Source organism: Kitasatospora sp. RG8 (assembly GCF_017813315.1).
In the GTDB taxonomy this organism is placed as follows: Bacteria; Actinomycetota; Actinomycetes; order Streptomycetales; family Streptomycetaceae; genus Kitasatospora.
Map to the genome: position 1 here is coordinate 93,639 of NZ_JAGIYX010000004.1, position 21,391 is coordinate 115,029.

Genomic DNA, 21,391 nt, shown 5'->3' on the forward strand with positions numbered 1-21,391 from the left:
CCGGGTGGCGGCCCGCTGGTGGTGCAGGTGTCAGAGCGACACCTGCACCACCAGCGGGCGGTGGTCCGAGACCGCAGCCCTCGGGGCGGCCGCCGGGCCGACCGCGGCCCGCGGCACGCCCACCGCCAGCACGTGGTCGAACTGCACGGCCGGCCGGTGCGAGGGGTAGGTGGGGGTGCGTGCCAGGTCGTGCCAGCCCTGGAGCCGGGCCCGCGGCTCCCGCACCCGCCGCCGGCGCGGTTCCACCAGGACCGGCCTGGCCCGCCGCGCCGCCCGCAGCTCGCGGACCCGCGCCCGCGGGGCCGTCCGGTCCAGCGCCGTCGCCCCGCCCAGCACCGTCCGCGGCACCGCGCCGATCAGGTTGAAGTCCCCCAGCACCAGGTACGGCTGGGGCAGGTCGGCGATCCACCGGCGGATCCCGGCCAGCTGTGCCATGTTCCAGCCCGGCACGAAGGACAGGTGTGCGGCCACCACCGTGAACGGCCCGCGGTCGCCCTCCAGCACCGCCGCCAGCGCGGCCCGGGGTTCGTCCGGGACGGGCGTCAGACCGCGCCGCCCGGCCACCCGCAGGGGCAGCCCGAACGGTGCCGGGGCGAACCGGCGGGCCCGCCAGTGCCGCACCGGCAGCCGGGTCAGCAGTGCCGTCCCGTACGCGGACGGGGCGTCGTCGCCGACCTCGCCCGGCCCGTACACCTGGATGCCGGCGGGCTCCGAGGGCTCCCGCACCCAGCCGGCCACCGGTGCCGGGCGGCCGTGCAGCGCCGCCGCGAACCGCCAGTCCGCGGCGCCCATCGCCTTGGCGGCGACCGCCGTCTGGTCGGTCCCGCCGGAGCGCGGCTGGTACCGGTCGACCTCCTGGAGTGCCAGCACGTCGGCGTCCAGCGCGGCCACCGCCTCGGCGAGCGGCCCGCCCGCGTCGGCCGGGTAGGGCCGCGGGGCGCCGTCCGGGGCGAGCGGCTGACCGTGCAGCAGATTGAAGGTGGCGATGCGCAACTGGCTCACAGGGCACGACGGTACCCGCTCTCCGGGGGAGGGGGCGCCGCTTGAGCGGACCGGGCATACCGGGTATACATACTCGGTATGTCGATCCGCCACGGTCTGCTCGCCCTGCTCGACCAGGGCCCCCGCTACGGCTACCAGCTGAGAACCGAGTTCGAGGCACGTACCGGCGCCACCTGGCCGCTCAACGTCGGGCAGGTCTACACCACGCTCTCCCGGCTGGAGCGCGACGGCCTGGTCGAGCCCGCGGGGGAGGACGACGAGGGCCACCAGTTCTACGCCGTCACCGACGCCGGCCGCGCCGAGCTGCGCGCCTGGTTCGACACCCCGGTGCCCCGGACCAGCCCGCCCCGCGACGAGCTGGCGATCAAGCTGGCCATGGCGGTGACCGTCCCCGGCGTGGACGTGCCCGCCGTCGTCCAGGGCCAGCGCCGGCACAGCGTCAAGGCGCTCCAGGACTACACCCGGCTCAAGGGCCGGGCGCTGGCCGGCGAGACCCGCCCCGGCGCCGCCGGCCAGCCGGCCGGCCCGGGCAGCGACCTCGCCTGGCTGCTCGTCCTCGAACAGCTCATCTTCCAGACCGAGGCCGAGATCCGCTGGCTCGACCACTGCGAGACCAGACTCGCCCAGCACGCCGAGATCGAGCAGGCCAGGGCCGCCGAGGCCCGCAAGGCGGAACCCGGCGCCGCGTCCGGGCCGGCCGCCCGGATCGGGCGCCGCAGGTCCAGGGCCTGACGCCCGTCCCGACCTCACGAACCACCCGGCCCGGTCGGTCACCCCGACCGGGCCCAGAACAGCAGGGGGAAGTGTGTCCCACACCGATCCGACCAGGAACGCCACCCAACCGGTGCTCCACCTGGACCGCGTCACCCGGGTCCACGGTCAGGGCGCGGCCGAGGTGCAGGCGCTGCGCGGGGTCGACCTGAAGGTCCACCCCGGCGAGTTCGTCGCCGTGATGGGCCCGTCCGGCTCCGGCAAATCCACCCTGCTGACCCTCGCGGGCGGCCTGGACAGCCCGACCGAGGGTCAGGTCCTGGTCGAGGGCGTCGCCCTCGGCGGGCTCAGCCGCAAGCGGCTCGCCGAGGTCCGCCGCCGTTCGGTCGGCTACGTCTTCCAGGACTACAACCTCATCCCGGCGCTCACCGCCGCGGAGAACATCTCGCTGCCCCGCGAGCTCGACGGCCTCTCCGGCCGTGCCGCCCGCCGCGAGGCCATCACCGCGCTGGAGGAGCTCGGCATCCCCGAGCTCGCCGACCGCTTCCCCGACGACATGTCCGGCGGCCAGCAGCAACGCGTCGCCATCGCCCGCGCCCTGATCGGCGACCGCCGCCTCGTCCTCGCCGACGAACCCACCGGCGCCCTCGACTCCACCACCGGCGAGGCCGTCCTCGCCGTCCTGCGCGCCCGCTGCGACGCCGGCGCCGCCGCCATGATGGTCACCCACGAACCCCGCCACGCCGCCTGGGCCGACCGCGTCGTCTTCCTGCGCGACGGCCGGATGGTCGACGAGAGCGTCAGCCAGGACGCGGGCAGCCTGCTCGTCTCCGCGGCCACCAACGCGATGGGTCCGGTGAACGAGTGAGGCTCAGCGCCTGGCGGGTCGCCCTGCGCATCGCCCGCCGCGACGCCCTGCGCGCCAAGGGCCGCAGCGCCCTCGTCGTCGCCATGGTCGCGCTTCCCGTCCTCGGCGTCACCGGCGCCGACGTCGTCTTCCGCAGCGCCGAACTCGACCCGGGCGAGCGGGTCGTCCGCACCATGGGCCAGGCCGACGCCGAGGTCCACCTGCTCGAACGCGGCTCGGTCGTCCTGCAGGCGCCGGACCCGGCCGAGGACTTCAGCATCGACAGCGCGAGCGACACCAAGCTGGAGAACGGCCAACCCAAGTACACCCCCGAGCAGCGCCGCAGCCTCGACACCGGCACCGCCGAGCTCGCCGGGCAGCTGCTGCCGCCCGGCGCCACGCTCGTCCCGGTGAACCAGGGCCCCTACGTCCCCACCAGCACCCGCGAGGGCCTGCTCAACGTGCAGACCGTCGAGGCGGACCTCACCGACCCGGTCTGGAAGGGCCGGATCAACGTCGTCGACGGCCGCGCCCCGAGCGCCGGCAACGAAACCGCCGTCACCCGGGACTTCCTCGACCGCTCCGGCCTCAAGCTCGGCGACCGCACCACCGTGCGCGGCCTGGAGGGCACGCCCTTCACCATCACCGCCGTCGCCGAGTACCCCGCCGAGCTGAACACCACCGGGCTGATCGCCCGCCCCGGGACCCTGGTCGGCCCGCTGGAGAGGCTGGCCGGTCCCGACCAGGGCAAGGGCGGCGCCCCTGCCGCCGGCGAGACCAACCGGTGGCTGGTCAAGCTCCCCGCGGGGGCCGTCATCGACTGGCCCAAGGTGATGGAGTTCAACAAGTACGGCTTCACCGTCGCCTCCCGCACCGTCGTGCTCGACCCGCCGCCCCGCTCCGAGGTGCCGTTCTACGCCCACCAGGACCAGAGCGGCGGCGGAACCAACTACCTCGACAAGACCTCCGTCGTCATCCTCGCCACCGTCGTGGGCATGGCGCTGCTGGAGATCGTGCTCCTCGCGGGCCCCGCCTTCGCCGTCGGGGCCAGGCGCTCCCGGCGGCAGCTCGGCCTGCTCGCCGCGGGCGGCGGTGACCGCGCCAACATCCGCGCGGTCGTCCTCGGCGGCGGCATCGTCCTCGGCGTCACCGGCGCCACCGTGGGCCTGGCCGTCGGCGTCGGCCTGGTCGCGCTGCTGCGCACCAGGACCGAGGAGTACGCGGGGGCGCGGTTCGGCCACTTCGACCTGCAACCGCTCGACCTGCTCGGCGTCCTCGCCATCGGCCTGGTCACCGGGCTGCTCGCGGCCGTCGTGCCGGCCGTCCAGGCCTCCCGGCAGGACGTCGTCTCCGCGCTCACCGGCCGCGACTCGCTCAAGCCGCCGAGCCGCAAGCTCGCCGTGCTCGGCCTGCTGATGCTGGCCGGCGGCGCCGCGATCGCCCTGCTCGCCGCGACCAGCGGCTTCGGCAACCGCAGCATGTCCGTCCTCGGCGGCTCGGTGATCGCCGAGCTCGGCATGGTCGCCCTGACGCCCTACCTGGTCGGCCTGTTCGGCCGGATCGGCCGCTGGCTGCCGCTCGGCCCCCGCCTCGCCCTGCGCGACTCCGTCCGCCACCGCGGGCGCACCGCCCCCGCCGTCGCCGCCGTCATGGCCGCCGTCGCCGGCTCCGTCGCCGTCGGCATCTACAACGCCAGCAGCGACGAGCAGCAGCGCCGCGAGTACGTCGCCGCCGCCCCGGCCAACGCCGTCTCCATCAGCAGCGGCTGGGGCGCGGGCGCCGACGGCAAGCTGCTGCCCCAGATGCGCGCCGCCGTGGAGACCAACATCCCCGGGCTCGGCACCCGGGCCGACGTGCAGCGGGTCGGCTACAAGAACGACTGCAGCGTCGTCCGCACCGACTGCGGCTACGTCAACTCCGTGATGCCCAAGGAGCGGCGCTGCCCGCTGAACGACGGCGCCCCCTCGGCGATCCCCGAGGCGGAGGCCAACCGGATCCGCAAGGAGGACGAGCGCTGCAAGGAACGGCTCCTCTACCGGGGCAACTCCTTCGGCGGCGTCCTGGCCGGGGACACCACCCTGCTGCACAACCTGTACGGCGTGACCGACCCCGCCGCCGGCCAGGCGCTGGCCGCGGGCAAGGCCGTCGTCTTCGACGGCAAGTACGTCAAGGACGGCAAGCTCACGCTGAACCTGGTGGAGATGGAGCCCGTCGGGCTGAAGCCGGGTGACTCCTACTCGCCGCCCAGCCACGAGATCACCGTCGACGCCGTCCTCGTCACCGCCGGGATCGCGACCGGCGGCGGCCAGGCCGTCATGAGCCCGGACACCGCCCACCGGCTCGGCCTGACCACCAGGGACTCCGGCTCGGTCTGGCTGCCCGGGGAGGCGCCGTCCGACAGTTCGGAGCAGAAGGCGAACGCCGCGCTGGCCAAGCTCACCGACGGCATCCAGTTCAACGTCGAACGCGGATTCCAGCCGGTGGGGACCCTGGTCAGCCTCGGTCTCACCGGCTTCGCCGCCCTGGTCGCGCTCGGTGCGGCCGGCATCGCCACCGGCCTCGCCGCCGCCGACTCGCAGCGCGACCTGACCACCCTCGCGGCGGTCGGCGCCGCACCGCGCATCCGCCGCACCCTGTCCGGCTTCCAGTGCGGGGTGATCGCGGTGATGGGCACCCTGCTCGGCGTCGTGACCGGAGTGGTCCCGGCGGTGGCCCTGCGCAAGGTGGAGGGCGTCGCGGTCGTCTACCAGGGGATGAGCGCCGAGGAGGTGGCCGACCGCAGCATCATCGTCTTCCCGTGGCTCAACGTCGGGGTGACCGTGGTCGTCCTGCCGCTGCTCGCGGTGGCGCTGGCCGCGCTGCTCACCCGCTCGCGGATCTCGCTGCTGCGCCGCTCCGGCTGACGGCGGGCACTGCGTCGCCGCCCTGACCGTCGCCCTCCCCGTCACCCCCGACCGCCTCTCACCGGCGGCCGGGGGTGACGGAGGTTACAGGTCAACCGGCGACCGGTGGCCGGACGGCCGGGGCAGGCACCCGCATGGGCGAACTAAAGTCGTCCGTATGACGAGAACCCCGGACAGCGTCGTCCGCTCCTTCATCGACCAGCACCAGGCCAGCTTCCTGGCCGATCTCTCCGACTGGCTCGCCATCCCCTCGGTCTCCGCGGACCCCGGCCGGGCCGGCGACGTGCGCCGCTCCGCCGAGTGGCTGGTCGCGAAGCTGCGCGACACCGGCTTCCCGGTGGCGGAGGTCTGGGAGACGGACGGTCTGCCGGCGGTGTTCGCCGAGTGGCCGTCCGGGGACTCGTCCGCACCGACCGTGCTGGTCTACGGCCACCACGACGTGCAGCCCGCCGCCAAGGAGGACGGCTGGGCCACCGAGCCGTTCGAGCCGACCGTGGTCGGCAAGCAGCTGTTCGCCCGCGGCGCCGCCGACGACAAGGGCCAGGTGTTCTTCCACACCCTCGGTGTCCGCGCCCACCTGGCCGCCACCGGGCGGACCACGCCGGCCGTCAACCTCAAGCTGCTGATCGAGGGCGAGGAGGAGTCCGGCTCGCCGCACTTCGCCGACCTGGTCCGCCGGGAGGCCGGGCGGCTGGCCGCCGACGTGGTGATCATCTCGGACACCGGCATGTGGTCGGAGACCACGCCGACCGTCTGCACCGGCATGCGCGGCCTGGCCGACGCCCAGATCGACCTGTACGGCCCGGACACCGACATCCACTCCGGCTCCTTCGGCGGAGCGGTCCCCAACCCGGCGGCGGTCGCGGCCGCTCTGGCCGCCGGGCTGCACGACGACGACCGCCGGGTGGCGGTCCCGGGCTTCTACGACGGCGTGATCGAGCTGACCGAGCGCGAGCGCGAGCTCTTCGCCGAGCTGCCCTTCGACGAGGCGCAGTGGCTGAGGGTCGCCAAGTCGTACGGGACCCAGGGGGAGGCCGGCTACTCCACCCTGGAGCGGATCTGGGCCCGGCCGACCGCCGAGGTCAACGGCATCTGGGGCGGTTACACCGGCCCCGGCGGCAAGACCATCGTGCCGTCCTCGGCGCACCTCAAGCTCTCCTTCCGGCTGGTCGCCGGCCAGGAGGTGGAGAAGGTGCGGGAGGCCGTCCGGGAGTGGGTCGCCGCGCGGGTGCCCGAGGGCATCCGGTACGAGCTGGTGTTCCCCGGTGCGACCCGGCCCTGCCTGACCCCGCTGGACCACCCGGCGCTCCAGTCCACCGTCCGGGCGATGGGGCGGGCGTTCGAGCAGAAGATCCTCTTCACCCGGGAGGGTGGTTCCGGCCCGGCCGCCGACCTGCAGGACGTGCTCGGCGCGCCGGTGCTGTTCCTCGGCATCTCGGTGCCCTCGGACGGCTGGCACTCGGTCAACGAGAAGGTCGAGCTGGACCTGCTGGCCAAGGGCGTGGAGACGGCCGCCTACCTCTGGGCCGACCTGGCCGAGAACTGGCGACCGGGCGGCGACGGCGCCGGCCGGGGTGCCGGCGAAGGTGCCTGAGGACGCCGCCGCCCGTCCCGGCGGGCAGACCACCGATCCAGACGACTCATCACGTGGGGATGGAACGAAGTGAGCACCGTGCCTGAGACCGAACGCCCGAGCAGCCTGGCACTGGCCCGGGCCGGGGTGGACCGGGCGGCCCAGCACCGGTTCGACGAGCCCTGGCTGGCGGCCGCCTGGAGCCACCCGACCACCCAGGTGCTGCCGATCGCCGGCGGCGAGGCGTTCGTGGTGGACACCGGGAGCGGCACCGAGCTCGTCCTGCTGCCCTCGTTCGAGGCGCCGCAGACCGGGGACCGCTACTTCCTCGGCACCGACGAGGACGGCGTCTCGTACTTCGCGCTGGCCGGCGAGAGCCTGCCCGGGCGGCTGGACGGGGACGCCCGCCCGGCCGGGCTGCGCGAGGTCGGCGGACTGCTCTCCGACCGGGAGGCCGGGCTGCTGGTGCACGCCGTCGCGCTGGAGCACTGGCACCGGCTGCACAGCTTCTGCTCGCGCTGCGGGCACCCGACCGAGAAGGCCGGCGCCGGCCACGTGCGGCGCTGCACCTCCTGTGCGGCCGAGCACTACCCGCGCACCGACCCGGCGGTGATCATGATGATCACCGACGAGCAGGACCGCTGCCTGCTCGGGCGCCAGGCGCTCTGGCCGGAGGGCCGCTGGTCGACCCTGGCCGGCTTCGTCGAGCCGGGGGAGTCGATCGAGCAGGCGGTGGTCCGCGAGGTCTTCGAGGAGGCCGGGGTGCGGGTCGCCGAGGTCTCCTACGTGGCGAGCCAGCCGTGGCCGTTCCCGTCCAGCCTGATGCTCGGCTTCATGGGCAAGGCGCACCCGGACGGCACGGCGATCACGGTGGACGGCGAGGAGCTGGCGGAGGCCCGCTGGTTCTCCCGGGAGGAGCTGAAGGCCGGGATGGCGGCGGGCGAGATCCTGCCGCCGTCCGGGATTTCGATCGCACGTCACCTGGTCGAACTCTGGTACGGCGGTCCGCTGCCGTCGGCGGCGCGCTGGTAATTCCGTCAAATAGGGGGCGTGTGGCATATTGCCGCGCGCCCCCTATTTCCCTTTCGTGCCGTCGTTCACTACCGCTTTCCGGAGGCATCGATCGGCCGAACGGGTGACCAGAGCCGATTTCCCGCAGGTCGGGCGCTCTTGTGTTCGTATCCGGAGGGGCCTTGCCCGGAAGCTCCTGCGGCCGTCCGGGCGGGGTTGCCGACGGTCTCCTCGGGGCGGCCGCCGCCGATCCTGGCCGACATTGCCCGAATCGGCTGAAACGGTGTCACCGCCCTCGCTACATTCACTCGGGTGACAATCCCACGGGGCACCGCCCAATCCCCCAAGTACCAGCGACTCGCCGCCGATCTGCGCCGCCGGATCGCCGAGGGCGAGTTCACCGCCCAGGCCGCGCTGCCGGTCGAGAGCGAGCTGGAACGCCAGTACGGAGTCGCCCGCAACACCGTCCGGCTGGCCGTCGACGTCCTGGTCAACGAGGGCCGGCTGGTCCGCCTCCAGGGCAAGGGCACCTACCTCCGGGAGCACCCCGTCCTGGACCACCGTGCCTACGGCCCCACCCTGCGGCCCCTGCCGCGCGACCCACAGACCGGGACGCGGGACTGCCTGGCCGTGCCCACCGCCGTCTACCTCGGAGAGGCCGCCGAGGCCGGCCGGGAGCTCGCCACCGACTTCGAGATGATGATCGTCCGGGCCAGGGTCGACATCGCCGAGCGGCTCGGGCTGCGGCCCGGCGAGGCCATCGTGGTCCGCCGCCAGCTGCGGCTGCTGGACCGCGAGCCCTACTCGATCGAGGAGAGCCACTACCGGGCCGGCCTCGCCGCGGGCACTCCGCTGATGGAGCCCGACCCGATCGACGGCGGCGACGAGGCGGTGCTGGCCGCGCTCGGCCGCACCGAGATCGGCGCCGTCGACCACCTGGTGGCCCGGATGCCCGGCCCTGAGGAGGCGCAGTGGTTCCAGGGCGGCCCCGGGGTGCCGCTGGTGGTCCAGACCCGGGTGACGTACGACCGGCGCGGGCCGGTCCGGGTCATCGAGACCCGCTACTCCGCCGACCGCAGCCGGCTGGTCTACGGCGTCGGGGACCTCACCGCCCGGGCGCTGCTGCCCGCCCCCGCCGCACCCGTCGACCCGGCCCGGGCCGACGCGCAGTGACGCGCCGGCCCGGGCCCCGGGCGGTCGCCGGGGGCCGGGCGTGCGCCGCGGGTCAGGCCGCCAGGGCCTTCTTGACCTGCATCAGGCTCGGGTTGGTCATCACGACCTGCTCGCCGCCGCCCGCCGGCTTCACCAGCACCGTCGGCACCGTCTGGTTGCCGTTGTTGACGGACTCGACGAAGGACGCCGACGCCGGGTCCTCCTCGATGTTGATCTCGGTGTAGCCGATGCCCTCACGGTCCAGCTGGCTCTTGAGCCGGTTGCAGTAGCCGCACCAGGTCGTGCTGTACATCGTGACGCTGCCGGACATCGAGGGGGCTCCTTCGGGAAGGGGGTGTGCGGTCTCGGGGGAGAACGCACGCCGTTCGTCGGTCATTCCGCGGCCGCCCGGCGCGAGGGCGACCCCGCGCGCCCGGCCGCGCAGCGATCATCCTGCGATCACACCGTGCCTGTGGACAACCCCGTCCGGGTTGTCGCACCGGGCTGAGAAGATGGAACGCATGCAGGAAGACCTCTTGAGCGGCAGCCCGTTCGACAGCCACCACGCCGCTTCGGGCCCCGACGCGGTGCTCGCCGGGCTCGACCCCGAGCAGCGGGCCGTCGCCACCGCCCTGCACGGGCCCGTCTGCGTCCTCGCCGGCGCCGGCACGGGCAAGACGCGCGCCATCACCCACCGGATCGCCTACGGCGTGCGCAGCGGCGTCTACCAGCCCGCCCAGGTCCTCGCCGTCACCTTCACCGCCCGGGCCGCCGGCGAGATGCGCGGCCGGCTGCGCCAGCTCGGCGCCGAGGGCGTCCAGGCCCGGACCTTCCACTCCGCCGCACTGCGCCAGCTCCAGTACTTCTGGCCGCGCGCCGTCGGCGGGCCGGTGCCGCAGCTGGTGGAGCGCAAGGTCCAGCTGGTCGCCGAGTCCGCCGCGCGCTGCGGGCTGCGGGTCCAGCGCACCGAGCTGCGCGACCTCACCGCCGAGATCGAGTGGGCCAAGGTCACCCAGATCGGCCCCGACGACTACCCGGCCGCCGTCCTGAAGTCCGGCCGCGAGGCCCCGCGCGACCCGGCCGAGACCGCCCAGGTCTACCGCGTCTACGAGGAGACCAAGAGCCGCCGCGGGGTCATCGACTTCGAGGACGTCCTGCTGCTGACCGCCGCGATCCTGGAGGACCGGCCGGACATCGCCGACCAGGTCCGCGCCCAGTACCGGCACTTCACCGTCGACGAGTACCAGGACGTCTCGCCGCTCCAGCAGCGGCTGCTCGACCAGTGGACCGGCCCCGGCGGCGGCGCCAGCCTCTGCGTGGTCGGCGACGCCAGCCAGACCATCTACTCCTTCACCGGGGCCACCCCCGACTACCTGCTGAACTTCCGCAGCCGCCACCCCGAGGCGACGGTCGTCAAGCTGGTCCGCGACTACCGCTCCACCCCGCAGGTCGTCCACCTCGCCAACGGGCTGCTCGCCCAGGCCCGCGGCGAGGCCGCCCGGCACCGGCTCGAACTGATCTCCCAACGCGAGGCCGGCCCCGAGCCCGTCTACACCGAGTACGAGGACGAGCCGACGGAGGCCGAGACCACCGCCCGCCGGATCCAGGAGCTGCTGGCGGCCGGCGTCCGCGCCAGCGAGGTCGCCGTGCTGTTCCGCACCAACGGCCAGTCCGAGGTCTACGAGCAGGCGCTCGCCGACCTCGGCGTCTCCTACCAGCTCAAGGGCGCCGAGCGGTTCTTCGAGCGGCCCGAGGTGCGCGACGCCGGGGTGCTGCTGCGCGGCGCCGCCCGGGCCGGCTCCGACCCGCTCACCGACGGCGCCCCGGGCCTCGCCGCGCAGGTCCGCGCGGTGCTCGCCACCCGCGGCTTCACCCCCGAGCCCCCGGCCGGTTCCGGGGCGGTCCGCGAGCGCTGGGAGTCGCTGGCCGCGCTGGTCCGGCTCGCCGAGGAGTTCGAGCGCACCCGCACCGCGGCCGGGGAGGGTGCCGACCTCGCCGCGTACGTCGCCGAGCTGGACGCCCGCGCCGCCGCGCAGCACGCCCCCGCCGTCGAGGGCGTCACGCTGGCCTCGCTGCACGCCGCCAAGGGCCTGGAGTGGGACGCCGTCTTCCTGGTCGGCCTCACCGAGGGCACCATGCCGATCATCTACGCCAAGACCGACGAACAGGTCGAGGAGGAGCGCCGGCTGCTGTACGTCGGGGTCACCCGGGCCCGCAAGCACCTCTCGCTCTCCTGGGCGCTCTCCCGCTCCCCGGGCGGCCGGGCCAGCCGCAAGCCCACCCGCTTCCTGGACGGGCTGCGCCCGGGATCCGGCGCGCCCGGAGCGCGCGCCGGGAGCCGGGGCGGGCGCGGCGGCGTCGAGCCGGGCGAGCGCTCCGCCGGCCGCCGGGTGCGCGGGCCGGTCAAGTGCCGGGTCTGCGAGCGGGTGCTCACCGAGGCGGTCGAGCGCAAGCTGCGCCGCTGCGAGAGCTGCCCGTCCTCGATGGACGAGGCACTGTACGAGCGGCTGCGCGAGTGGCGGGCCGGGCAGGCGAAGAAGCAGGGTGCGCCGGCCTACGTCGTCTTCACCGACGCGACGCTGATGGCGATCGCCGAGGACGTCCCCGCGACCCGGCAGGAGCTGGCGGTGATCTCGGGGGTCGGTGCGATGAAGCTGGACAAGTACGGGGCCGCCGTGCTCTCGTTGTGTGCGGGGGAGGAGCCCGAGGGGGATCCGGTCGACGTCGAGGACGGCGAGCCGGGCGAACCGGCCTGAGCCGGTCCGGGGCGGTGGGAGCAGGCGCTTCGAGGCGCTTCGGAACTCGTCGGGGAACTCGCCGAAAAAATAGTTTGCGCGCCGTACCGGGAGCGCAATAGCCTGCCGGAGCGGTCAAGGGGACGCGATCGCACGGGGTGACACCTGTGCCGTGCTCTCCTACGCCCGAAGCGTGCAACGCACCACCAGCTCCATCCGAACCACGCTTCACCTGAACCACGCTTCACCTGCATCACCGAGACAGACATCCGAACAGTTCGGAGCCGGGGAAACCAGGCTCCGCGAGACGCCGAGAGGAGGCGAAGACAGTGGAAACCATCATGATCACCAAACTGACTGGCCAGACCGTCGTCGCTGCCTCCCTGCGTGCCGCCCACCTGCGGGCTCTCGCCGGACTGGGCGGAACCGGTCTGGGTCTCGACGCCACCGGTGTCTCCGTCGTCCCCGCCTCCCTCGTCTCCGCTGTCAGTGGTCTTGGACACACTGATCTCAGCGGCACGGGTCTCAAGGGCGGTATCGACGGCACCTCTGTCGAGACCGGTCTGTCCCGTGACTGGGCGTCGGTCGGCACGTCGCGCTCCCTGCGTGATGAGCGACCGACCCAGGCACCGAAGGCAGCTGTAGCCGCGCCCATGCATGGCGGTTATGAGCAGGTCATCGGTGCCGGAAACGCCCAGAAGCAGAACGAGCAGCAGATTAACCAGGCCAAGGCCGCCTTTACGGGCGCTGCCACGGCCATCCGGATGCGGGCCTTCCGCGGGCCTGAACCCTGGAGAGAACGAACCTGAGTCAGCCTCAGGTCGGCACCTCCAGGGCCGCGGAACCCGTCACACCGGGATCCGCGGCCCTTCTGTTTTGTCCGGTACGCAAGACCACCCAGGCCCCCCGGGGCCTCCGGCCCAGCCCCACCAGTCAGCTGAGCCGGACCCACTGAGAAGACGAGAGAAGACGCCCACAGTGTCCACGGTCATCACGCCGCCCATCCCGTCCGTACCGCCGACAGACCAGACCACCAAGGCCGACCAGGCCGACCCCCCGGAGGTTCCCCAGATGCAGATCACCTCGATCGACCAGGCCGAGGCGCTCGGTCTCCCCATCCCGTGCCGCGCCTTCGACCCCGAGGTCTTCTTCGCCGAGACGCCCGCCGACGTCGAGTACGCGAAGTCCCTCTGCGGCACCTGCCCGGTCAAGGACGCCTGCCTGACCGGCGCGCTGGAGCGGCGTGAGCCGTGGGGCGTCTGGGGTGGCGAGCTCTTCGTCCAGGGCGTCGTCGTGGCCCGCAAGCGGCCGCGTGGCCGTCCGCGCAAGACCGAGGTCGCAGCGTGAACTCCGCGCTCGGAGCCGAGGCCGTCCGCCGGGGAGAGCAGCCCCCGCTGGACAGCGCCCTCCGCCGCTCCGTGCGAACCGCCGCCGCCCGGGCCGACGCAGCCCGCACCGTCCACTTCCCTTCGTCGCACCACGAGCAGGACCACCACATGACCGCCGCCGCCATCGATCCGACCGTCCGCGCCGAGCAGACCCACGAACTTCAGATCCAGAACAGGACCCTCGAAATGCAACTTCTCCACGAATCCCTGGCCCGGGCGCATATGCAAGAGCGCCTCCAGGAGGCCGAGCACGAACGGCTGGTCTCCCGGCTCGCCAGGGCCCAGCGGCTCAAGCAGAAGGCCGAGCGGGCCTCGCTGCGGGCCCGCAAGGCCATCGCCGTGGCGCTGATGTAGCGCCCGCTCCACCGCTTCACCCCCGTCGTGCCGCAGGCCGCCCCCCGATCCGGGGAGCGGCCTGCGGCCGTTGGCGGCCGTTGCGGCGAGCCTCGCCGGCTGTTCGCCGGCTCCGCGTCAGCCCTTCGCGGCCTTCCTGGCGGTCACCGCCGGGGTCTTCCCCGCCGTCGGCTTCGTCGTCGTCCTCGCCGCGCGGTCCTTCGGCGACGTGGGCTGCTCCTGCTCGGCGGGCCGCTCCCGCGGTGCCGCCGGGTCGGCGAACTCCGGGAGCCAGCGCAGCATCTCCGCCCGGAACGGCGCCTTCGCGCCCAGCTGGCAGAGCACCCCGATGGTGCTCAGGGTGACCCGGTGGATCAGCAGGTACGCCGGGGGAAGGTTGAGCTGCTTGCCCAGGTTGTAGGCGGGCGAGCGCGGATCGGCGATCCGGGCCGCCTGTGCCCGCATCCAGGCCCGGGTGAAGTGGAAGGTGTCCACGGCGGCCGGCTCGATGATCGGCACCAGGTAGTCCAGCACCGCGTCCGGGTCCAGCTCGATCGAGGGCTTGACGAAGCCCTCCTCACGCAGCATCTCCAGCACGCCCGCCGCGTCTCCGGCCAGCGCCATCCGCAGGGAGGCCCCGATCGGCGCGGGCAGCCCGCCCGGCAGCCGGTCGACGGTGCCGAAGTCCAGCACGCCCAGCCGCCAGCCGGACGCCGGCCCGTCGTCCTTCAGCAGCCGGAAGTTGCCCGGGTGCGGATCGGCGTGCAGCAGGCCGGTCCGGGACGGGCCCGCGAACAGGAAGCGGGCCAGCAGCTTCCCGGCCCGGTCGCGCTCCTCCTGGGTGCCGCCCGCGATCACCTCGGCCAGCGGGGTGCCGTCCATCCACTCGGTGACCAGCACCTGGTCGGCCTGCGCCACCACGCCGGGCACCGCGATGTCCGGATCGCCCGCGAACTCCTCGGCGTGTCTGCGCTGGGCCTGGGCCTCCAGCTCGTAGTCCAGCTCCTCCGAGACCCGCTCGCGCAGCTCGGTGATCAGCGGCTTGATGTCGAGGCCGGGGATGAGCGGGCCGAGCAGCCAGGCCACCCGGCTCAGCTGCGAGAGGTCCGCCAGCAGCGCGTCGCCCGCACCCGGGTACTGGACCTTGACCGCCACCTCGCGCCCGTCGTGCCACACCGCCCGGTGGACCTGGCCGATCGACGCGGCGGCGGCCGGCCGGTCGTCGAACTCCAGGAAGAGCCCGCGCCAGTCCTCGCCGAGCCGCTGGGCGAGCGCCGTGTGCACCTTGGCGGCGGGCATCGGGGGCGCGGCGTCCTGAAGCTTGGTCAGCGCCGCGCGGTACGGGCCGGCTACCTCCTCGGGCAGCGCGGCCTCGAAGACGGACAGCACCTGCCCGAACTTCATCGCCCCGCCCTTGAGTTCGCCCAGGACCTTGAACAGCTGGTCCGCGGTGGCCTGCTGGAGCTCGGCCGTCACCACGTCGGCCGACCGCCCGCCGATCCGCTTCCCCAGCCCGAGCGTGGCCCGGCCCGCGATCCCCAGCGGCAGGGCGGCGAGTCGCGCCGTGCGGGTCACTGCCTTGCGCGGAAGATCGCTCACCCGGGTCTCCATTTCACACGCCCCCGGCACCCCGCCGTCGGGGGCCGACCGTCACTACGCCATTGTGCCCGCTCGTCACCCCGGTCCCGGCCGCATTTCCCGACCCGCTCGGCCGGGCTCCGCCACGCGGCCCCGGTCGGGCTCCGGCTCCGACCTCTGGTCGGACTTCGGTTCCGACCCCCGGCGGTTATCGGGCGACGCCGTTCAGGGCCTCGGTGATCTGGTGCCGGGTGGCGGCGGCCACCCGCGGGTCGGTCGCGGCGTAGTGGGCGTGGGCGTTCAGACCGGTGGTCAGCGCCCAGCCCCGCCCGCGCAGCCAGGTGGCGTCGTCCACGCCCAGCTCCGTGCGGCGGACGGCCCGGGCGTCGGCGTCCAGCAGCGTCCAGGCGATCACCAGGTCGCACGCCGGATCGCCGACGCCCAGCCCGCCGAAGTCGATGACCGCCGACAGCCGCCCGTCGACGGTCGGCAGGTTGCCGGTGTGCAGGTCCCCGTGGACCCAGGCCGGCGGCCCAGTCCCCGCGCGGCAGGCGCACCGCCATGGTCGCGCCGAGCCGGTGGATCACGTGGTCCGAACCGGCCCGTTCCAGCAACCGCAGCGGCAGGTCCGCCCACGAGGGGAACTGCGCCGCCAGCAGCCGCCGGACGAGCACGGCGTCGATCTCGGGGACGGCGTCGGTTTCGGGGGCGGTGTCGGTGCCGGAGGGTGCGGTCTCGGCCGGCATCGGTGGGCCTCCCGTCCGGTGTGGGCTGGTCCCCTGATCGTTCCCCCGGGCGGGAGCCGGCCCGGCACCCTGTGGTGTGATCCAGATCACGCCAGATGGATTGGGCGGGAGCGATGAGTTCCGGGCCGCGCGACGGTCTCTATTGCCGTAAACCCGAAGCGGAAGAGAAGCGAGCACCCCATGCGCATCGTGATCAACGAGTTCATCAGCCTCGACGGCGTCGTTCAGGCGCCCGGCGGCCCCCAGGAGGACACCGACGGCGGCTTCGCCCACGGCGGCTGGACGCACCCGTTCTTCGACCCGGAGGTGATGGGCGGCGCCATCGGCGAGGCCATGGGCAGGACCGAGGCGCTGCTCTTCGGCCGCCGCACCTGGCAGACGATGGCGGCGGCGTGGCCCGAGCGCGCCGGCGACCCGTTCGCCGACCACATGAACACCGTCCGCAAGTACGTGGTGACCGGAACGCTCGCCGACTCCGAGCTGGCCTGGAACAACACCACCCGCATCCCCGGCGACGAGGCCGTCGCCCGCATCCGCGAGCTGCGCGCGACCGAGGGCGGAGACCTGGCGGTCATGGGAAGCCCCACCCTCGCGCGCACCCTGCTGAGCGAGGGCCTGGTCGACGAGCTCTGCCTCATGGTCATGCCGGTCGTGCTCGGCGGCGGGAAGACGATCTTCCCCGCGGACGGCGTCCTGCGCACGTTCGAGCTGGTCTCCACCGTCACCAGCAAGACCGGCGTCAACATCTGCACCTACCGGCCGGCGGCGGCGTAACCGGACGGGGCGGAAGGCCCGGCCGGAGCCGGGGCGGGGGGAGGGGCGGGGGAGGGGCGGGGCAGGGGGGGCGGCCGTGTCGCCGGCGGGCCTCGGTGCCGAGGGGTGCCGAGGCCCGGCACGTGCCCGGTGTTCCGGGCCCCCCACCCCGCCTCCACCACCTGAGAGTTGCTCAGGACACCTTCTCGGCTGCCCACGCCTGCCTCACAGCAAGCCGACTTCCCCTCACGCCGGTGGCATCGGCTGCCACAGGCACCCGCAGTCCGGGTGACCCCGCAGCCTCAGCCGCCGCGACATGCCGTCCGTGGCCGAGAGCTCGCACCAGCCGTCCACGCTGGGCGGCCGGACGCCGTCGAGGTGGAGCTGGACGTGGAGGGCGGCGAGGCCGGCGACCGCCGTGGCCAGGGCGGTGTCGCAGGCCGGGGTGCGGGCCCGGCCGGGGCCCTCGTCGGCGATCTGGGCGAGCAGCCGGGGCCAGCCGGCGTCCTCGTCCTCCCGCGTGAGCACCAGGCAGTGGCCGCACGCCGAGACCCCGGGCGTCACCAGCGGTCCGACCACCCCGATCTCCTCGACCACCCCGACGTACAGGTGGGGCGTCCCGGCGCGCAGCAGTTCTCTGGCCGCCTGCGTGCCGCCGGCGAAGGCGCCGCTGCCGTCCCGGGGCGCCAGTACCACCAGGTCGGGCGGCCTCCGGTCCTGGCCGCGGCGTGCGTCGGGCCCGGGGCGCCGTCCGGACGCCCGTTGGACGGCCTCGCGGGCGGCGGTGGCGCGCAGCCGCCCGAGGTCGGAGGGCGGCAGTCCGGCGGGGGAGCAGTCCGCCGGGCCGACCCGGCCGTTGTCGGTCACCGTGACCGTGCCCGTGCCGCCCGCGGAGAGGACGGCGGCGATCGCGGCCCCCACCCGGCCGGCGCCGCGGACCTCCACGCGTTGGCCGGCCCGCCGGGCCAGGACGGCGGGCCCGGCGCCCGGACCGGAGTGGACCAGGGAGAGCGAGGCGAGGTCGGGCCCGAGCAGCTCGCGGTGCGGCTGCGGGAAGCGGGCGAGCGCGGCGCCGGCGGCGTCGGCGTCGTCGAGCAGCCCGGTCCGTTCCAGTGTGTCGAGCAGCTCCTCGGTGGGCTCGCGTCCGAGGCCGGCCCGCTCGCCGGCGGCCAGCAGGGCGGGTCGGTCGCGCGTTCCGTCGATCAGTCCGAGGAAGTCGCGCAGTGGCCGGTCCACCTGTTCCAGCACACCGGCGTAGCGCTGGACGGTACCGAACTGCAGGGTCTCGGAGTCCCGCCAGCCGCGGGAGAGGGCGGGCTTCAGCAGCAGGCGCACGGCGGATTTCCTTCCGATGGTTTCCGGACGGCTGACGGCAGCATGCCCGATCACCCCCACGTCGTGCGCTGCGTTGTCCACAGGCACGGCCTCATGATCAGAAGATCTGTTCGCACGCCCTGTGGATAACCCGGAGTCCGGCCCGGGGTCGTATTCCGGACACCTCTTGTCGGCCTTTCGTTCCCGATCACTCCACGAAAGATTTCGGCCACGGCAGCGGACTTCTGTCAGTGCTACCGGGTAACGTCGTGTGCCATGGCAGCCGAACGGGACTCCCATCCCCCGGCGTCGCGTCGGCGTGCCCGTGCAGCGTCCGGGTCGCAGGTCGCGGCGCCGAGCACGCGCGGGCGCCCTGATCAGCGGCCGACCTCCGCCGAACCGCCGAAGCCCCCGCCGCACGCGGAGGGCCACGCCGAGGGCCATGTCGAGAAGTCGCTCCCCGACCGCTCCCGCGTGGAGGTCCGTCGCAGCGCCCGTCGCAGCCGCACCGTCTCCGCCTACCGCGAGGGCGACCGCACGATCGTGCTGATCCCGGCCCGGATGTCGCACGCGGAGGAGCAGCGCTGGGTCGCCCAGATGCTGGAGAAGCTGGCCGCCCAGGAGAGCCGGCGGGTGCTCGGCGACGACGCGCTGGCGGCCCGGGCGCGCGAGCTGTCCGCCGCCTATCTCGGCAACCGGGCCCGGCCCGCCCAGGTCCGCTGGGTCACCAACCAGAACTCGCGCTGGGGCTCCTGCACCCCCAGCGAACGGACGATCCGGCTCTCGCACCGCCTCCAGGGGATGCCGGAGTACGTCGTCGACTACGTGCTGCTGCACGAGCTGGCCCACCTGCTGGTGCCGGACCACGGCCCGTCGTTCTGGGCGCTGCTGGAGGCCTACCCGCGGACGGAGCGGGCCCGCGGCTACCTGGAGGGCGTGGTCTCGGCCGCCCGGCTGCCGCACATCCCCGGCGCCCGGCACGCGGGGGGCCCGCAGGAGCCCGGCCCGGCCGGATCCTGCGGCTGAGTGACCGGGCCACCGGGCTTGAGGGCAGCCCTGCCACCGGGCTTGAAGGCAGGGGAACGACAACCTCGATGACAAGGGAACGACAACGAGGAGGGGGCGCGGACCATCTGGTCCGCGCCCCCTCCTCGTGCCTTCGCACCAACCTCAGGCGGTCAGCTCCCGCGCCCGCGCGACCAGGTCGCGGACCGAGTGGTCGGTCAGCTCGGGCAGGCGGTCGTAGTCGAACCAGCGCAGGTCCAGCGACTCCTCGCTGATCAGCTCCTGCGCCCCGGGCGGGGCCACCGCGATGTACTGGACGTCCAGGTGGGTGTTCTCCGGCCGGTCCTTGCCGGTGCAGCGGACGAGGTGCCGGTCGAGCTTGGCGGGCACCGGCAGACCGTCGACGGCCAGCAGGGTGAGGTCCGGGATGCCGGACTCCTCGGTGGCCTCGCGCAGCGCCGCGGCCGCGAGGTCGCGGTCACCGGGCTCGCAGTGGCCGCCCATCTGCAGCCACATGCCGACCTTGGGGTGCAGGGTCAGCAGCACCCGCCCGGCGGCGGGGTCGACGACCGCCGCGCTGGCGGTGACGTGGGCGGGCAGGCAGGACCGGAACAGGCCCTCGGGCTGCTCGGCCAGGTGGTCCAGGTAGTCGCGGCGCAGCTGCTCCTGGTCCGGGTCGGCGGGCCGCCAACGGCTCAGGGTGCGGACGGCGTCCGCGTGCAGGGCGGACGGGCCCGTCTCGGTGAGCGTCATGCGGTGGGCTCGCCCTTCCCGTTCTCGTCGTCGTCCTTCTTCTCCAGGTCGGGCTTGGAGCCCTCGGAGGACGCGGCCGCCTCGCCGAGCAGCTTGTCGATCGCGTCGAAGTCGATGCCGCCCTCCAGGTCGCCGGCCGCGTCCCGGTGCACGAAGGCGTCCGGGTCGTCCAGGTCGGCGGCGGTGGGGAGCATGTCGGGGTGCTGCCAGAGGTCGTCACGGCCCTCGACGCCGCGGGCGTCGGCGAGCAGCGCCCAGAGCCGGGAGGCGTCGCGCAGCCGGCGCGGGCGCAGCTCCAGGCCGACCAGGGTGGCGAAGGTCTGCTCGGCGGGCCCGCCGGCCGCGCGGCGGCGGCGGACGGTCTCGCGCAGCGCGCCGGCCTGCGGCAGGTGCGGCTGGGCGGCGGCGTGGACGACGGCGTCGACCCAGCCCTCGACCAGCGCGAGCGCCGTCTCCAGGCGGGCGAGCGCGGCCTTCTGCTCGGGGGTGTCCTCGGGCTGGAGCAGGCCGCCGGCCAGCGCCTCCTGGAGCGCCTCGGGGTTGCCCGGGTCGAGCTGGCCGACCAGCTCCTCCATCCGGGAGGTGTCGACCTTGATGCCGCGCGCATAGGCCTCGACGGCGCCGAACAGGTGGGCGCGCAGCCAGGGCACGTGGGCGAAGAGGCGCTGGTGGGCGGCCTCGCGCAGGGCGAGGTAGAGCCGGACCTCGTCGGCGGGGACGTTCAGGCCCTCGCCGAACTCGGCGATGTTCTGCGGCAGCAGCGCGGCCTTGCCGGCCGGGGCGAGCGGCAGGCCGACGTCGGTGGAGCCGACCACCTCGGCGGCGAGGGCGCCGAGCGCCTGCCCGATCTGGGTGCCGAACATGGCGCCGCCCATCGAGCGCATCATGCCCATGAGCGGGCCGGCCATGGCCTGCATCTCCTCGGGCAGGACGCCGCCCATGGCGTTGCCGACCCGCTCGGCGACCGGGTCGACCAGGTCCTTCCAGACCGGGAGGGTGGCCTCGATCCACTCGGCCCGGCTCCAGGCGACGGCGGTGCCGGCCCCGGAGGGGAACTCGGTCGCGCCGTCCAGCCAGAGGTCGGCGAGCCGGACGGCCTCGGCGACGGCCGAGCGCTCGGCGGCGCCGACCGACCGGTCCTTGGACTTGCCCTCGGCGGGCTCGGCGACGACGGTCTGGCGGGCGATGTCCTTGGCGAGGTCCCAGTTCACCGGGCCGCCCTCGAAGGAGAGCATCTGCCCGAGCTGCTGGAAGGCGGCGCCGAGGTCGTTGGGGTTGAGCCCGCCGAACATCGCGGCGAACGGGTTGTCGGCCCCGCCGGGCGTGCCGGGGGTGCCGGGGCCGCCGGGCATCCCCATGCCGAACAGCGCGCCGAACGGGTTCCCGCCGAAGCCGAAGGGCTGCGGGCCGCCCTGCTGCGCCTCTCCCGGGTCCTTCTTCGCCTGCTCGTCGCCGGGCTTGCCCTTGCCGTCCTCGGGCTTGGCCTTGCCGTCCTCGGGCTCCTCTGGCGGAACGCCGAATCCGAAGGGAAGGTCGCTCACGGGGTCCTCGATCCGGTCGGCCGTCATGCGGGGTGGTGGCGGGAAA

Annotated in this window: 18 protein-coding genes and 1 pseudogene; 12 read left to right on the forward strand and 7 right to left on the reverse strand. The window is 74.2% G+C overall.

What is annotated here, in order from left to right:
• Nucleotides 1-30: 30 nt before the first annotated feature.
• Nucleotides 31-1,002, reverse strand: coding sequence for an endonuclease/exonuclease/phosphatase family protein (locus J5Y04_RS08080; RefSeq protein WP_209411172.1), 972 nt, complete (start codon nucleotides 1,000-1,002; stop codon nucleotides 31-33).
• A gap of 78 nt (nucleotides 1,003-1,080) precedes the next feature.
• Here J5Y04_RS08080 and J5Y04_RS08085 point away from each other — a divergent pair, with 78 nt between their 5' ends.
• From J5Y04_RS08085 to J5Y04_RS08110, 6 genes are all read left to right on the forward strand, one after another.
• Complete coding sequence (locus J5Y04_RS08085; RefSeq protein WP_209411173.1) at nucleotides 1,081-1,734, forward strand: PadR family transcriptional regulator; 654 nt, start codon at nucleotides 1,081-1,083, stop codon at nucleotides 1,732-1,734.
• A 73-nt stretch (nucleotides 1,735-1,807) separates the two neighbouring features.
• A complete protein-coding gene (locus tag J5Y04_RS08090; RefSeq protein WP_209411174.1) occupies nucleotides 1,808-2,581 on the forward strand; it encodes an ABC transporter ATP-binding protein in 774 nt (257 codons plus the stop codon).
• The gene (locus tag J5Y04_RS08095) at nucleotides 2,578-5,463 is read left to right on the forward strand and encodes an ABC transporter permease (RefSeq protein WP_209411175.1); all 2,886 of its coding nucleotides are present in this window, start codon (nucleotides 2,578-2,580) and stop codon (nucleotides 5,461-5,463) included. The genes J5Y04_RS08090 and J5Y04_RS08095 overlap by 4 nt, the downstream gene beginning before the upstream one ends.
• Before the next feature lie 157 nt (nucleotides 5,464-5,620).
• Nucleotides 5,621-7,057: a dipeptidase gene (locus J5Y04_RS08100; RefSeq protein WP_209411176.1), complete on the forward strand. Its 1,437-nt coding sequence runs from the start codon at nucleotides 5,621-5,623 to the stop codon at nucleotides 7,055-7,057.
• Nucleotides 7,058-7,126: 69 nt separating this feature from the next.
• A complete protein-coding gene (gene nudC, locus J5Y04_RS08105) occupies nucleotides 7,127-8,068 on the forward strand; it encodes an NAD(+) diphosphatase (RefSeq protein WP_209411177.1) in 942 nt (313 codons plus the stop codon).
• A gap of 291 nt (nucleotides 8,069-8,359) precedes the next feature.
• Nucleotides 8,360-9,220, forward strand: coding sequence for a GntR family transcriptional regulator (locus J5Y04_RS08110; protein WP_209411178.1), 861 nt, complete (start codon nucleotides 8,360-8,362; stop codon nucleotides 9,218-9,220).
• 52 nt (nucleotides 9,221-9,272) lie between these two features.
• Here the strand turns inward: J5Y04_RS08110 and J5Y04_RS08115 are convergent, their stop codons facing one another.
• On the reverse strand, nucleotides 9,273-9,530 hold the full coding sequence (locus tag J5Y04_RS08115; RefSeq protein ID WP_209411179.1) for a mycoredoxin: 258 nt from the start codon (nucleotides 9,528-9,530) through the stop codon (nucleotides 9,273-9,275).
• A 190-nt stretch (nucleotides 9,531-9,720) separates the two neighbouring features.
• Here J5Y04_RS08115 and J5Y04_RS08120 point away from each other — a divergent pair, with 190 nt between their 5' ends.
• The 4 genes from J5Y04_RS08120 (at nucleotide 9,721) to J5Y04_RS08135 (ending at nucleotide 13,676) form a co-directional block, all read left to right on the forward strand.
• A complete protein-coding gene (locus J5Y04_RS08120; protein ID WP_245204469.1) occupies nucleotides 9,721-11,955 on the forward strand; it encodes an ATP-dependent DNA helicase UvrD2 in 2,235 nt (744 codons plus the stop codon).
• A gap of 308 nt (nucleotides 11,956-12,263) precedes the next feature.
• Complete coding sequence (locus J5Y04_RS08125) at nucleotides 12,264-12,743, forward strand: hypothetical protein (protein WP_209411181.1); 480 nt, start codon at nucleotides 12,264-12,266, stop codon at nucleotides 12,741-12,743.
• A gap of 169 nt (nucleotides 12,744-12,912) precedes the next feature.
• A complete protein-coding gene (locus J5Y04_RS08130; RefSeq protein ID WP_307852998.1) occupies nucleotides 12,913-13,281 on the forward strand; it encodes a WhiB family transcriptional regulator in 369 nt (122 codons plus the stop codon).
• Nucleotides 13,278-13,676, forward strand: coding sequence for a hypothetical protein (locus J5Y04_RS08135; protein WP_209411182.1), 399 nt, complete (start codon nucleotides 13,278-13,280; stop codon nucleotides 13,674-13,676). Before J5Y04_RS08130 ends, J5Y04_RS08135 begins: the two co-directional genes overlap by 4 nt.
• Before the next feature lie 117 nt (nucleotides 13,677-13,793).
• Here the strand turns inward: J5Y04_RS08135 and J5Y04_RS08140 are convergent, their stop codons facing one another.
• Both J5Y04_RS08140 and J5Y04_RS08145 read right to left on the reverse strand, forming a co-directional pair.
• Nucleotides 13,794-15,254 (reverse strand): AarF/ABC1/UbiB kinase family protein, encoded by a 1,461-nt coding sequence (locus J5Y04_RS08140; RefSeq protein WP_209411183.1) that lies wholly within the window; start codon nucleotides 15,252-15,254, stop codon nucleotides 13,794-13,796.
• A gap of 187 nt (nucleotides 15,255-15,441) precedes the next feature.
• Nucleotides 15,442-15,979 (reverse strand): annotated as a pseudogene (locus tag J5Y04_RS08145) (phosphotransferase).
• 180 nt (nucleotides 15,980-16,159) lie between these two features.
• On the opposite strand from J5Y04_RS08145, the gene J5Y04_RS08150 reads away from it, so the two are divergent.
• On the forward strand, nucleotides 16,160-16,753 hold the full coding sequence (locus J5Y04_RS08150) for a dihydrofolate reductase family protein (RefSeq protein WP_209411184.1): 594 nt from the start codon (nucleotides 16,160-16,162) through the stop codon (nucleotides 16,751-16,753).
• Between the two features lie 225 nt (nucleotides 16,754-16,978).
• Here the strand turns inward: J5Y04_RS08150 and J5Y04_RS08155 are convergent, their stop codons facing one another.
• A complete protein-coding gene (locus J5Y04_RS08155; RefSeq protein WP_209411185.1) occupies nucleotides 16,979-18,067 on the reverse strand; it encodes a ThiF family adenylyltransferase in 1,089 nt (362 codons plus the stop codon).
• A gap of 453 nt (nucleotides 18,068-18,520) precedes the next feature.
• Here J5Y04_RS08155 and J5Y04_RS08160 point away from each other — a divergent pair, with 453 nt between their 5' ends.
• A complete protein-coding gene (locus tag J5Y04_RS08160; protein WP_209411186.1) occupies nucleotides 18,521-19,072 on the forward strand; it encodes a M48 family metallopeptidase in 552 nt (183 codons plus the stop codon).
• A 144-nt stretch (nucleotides 19,073-19,216) separates the two neighbouring features.
• Here J5Y04_RS08160 and J5Y04_RS08165 read toward each other — a convergent pair whose 3' ends face one another.
• Nucleotides 19,217-19,804, reverse strand: a complete 588-nt coding sequence (locus J5Y04_RS08165; protein ID WP_209411187.1) for an NUDIX hydrolase — start codon at nucleotides 19,802-19,804, stop codon at nucleotides 19,217-19,219.
• Nucleotides 19,801-21,345 (reverse strand): zinc-dependent metalloprotease, encoded by a 1,545-nt coding sequence (locus tag J5Y04_RS08170; protein WP_209411188.1) that lies wholly within the window; start codon nucleotides 21,343-21,345, stop codon nucleotides 19,801-19,803. The genes J5Y04_RS08165 and J5Y04_RS08170 overlap by 4 nt, the downstream gene beginning before the upstream one ends.
• Nucleotides 21,346-21,391: the final 46 nt, after the last annotated feature.

Excerpts from the sequence above, each read along its gene's own strand:
- J5Y04_RS08150 (WP_209411184.1), top strand. The coding sequence starts at position 16,160 with ATGCGCATCGTGATCAACGAGTTCATCAGCCTCGACGGCGTCGTTCAG.
- J5Y04_RS08085 (WP_209411173.1), top strand. The coding sequence starts at position 1,081 with ATGTCGATCCGCCACGGTCTGCTCGCCCTGCTCGACCAGGGCCCCCGC.
- J5Y04_RS08115 (WP_209411179.1), bottom strand. The coding sequence starts at position 9,530 with ATGTCCGGCAGCGTCACGATGTACAGCACGACCTGGTGCGGCTACTGC.
- J5Y04_RS08120 (WP_245204469.1), top strand. The coding sequence starts at position 9,721 with ATGCAGGAAGACCTCTTGAGCGGCAGCCCGTTCGACAGCCACCACGCC.
- J5Y04_RS08165 (WP_209411187.1), bottom strand. The coding sequence starts at position 19,804 with ATGACGCTCACCGAGACGGGCCCGTCCGCCCTGCACGCGGACGCCGTC.
- J5Y04_RS08100 (WP_209411176.1), top strand. The coding sequence starts at position 5,621 with ATGACGAGAACCCCGGACAGCGTCGTCCGCTCCTTCATCGACCAGCAC.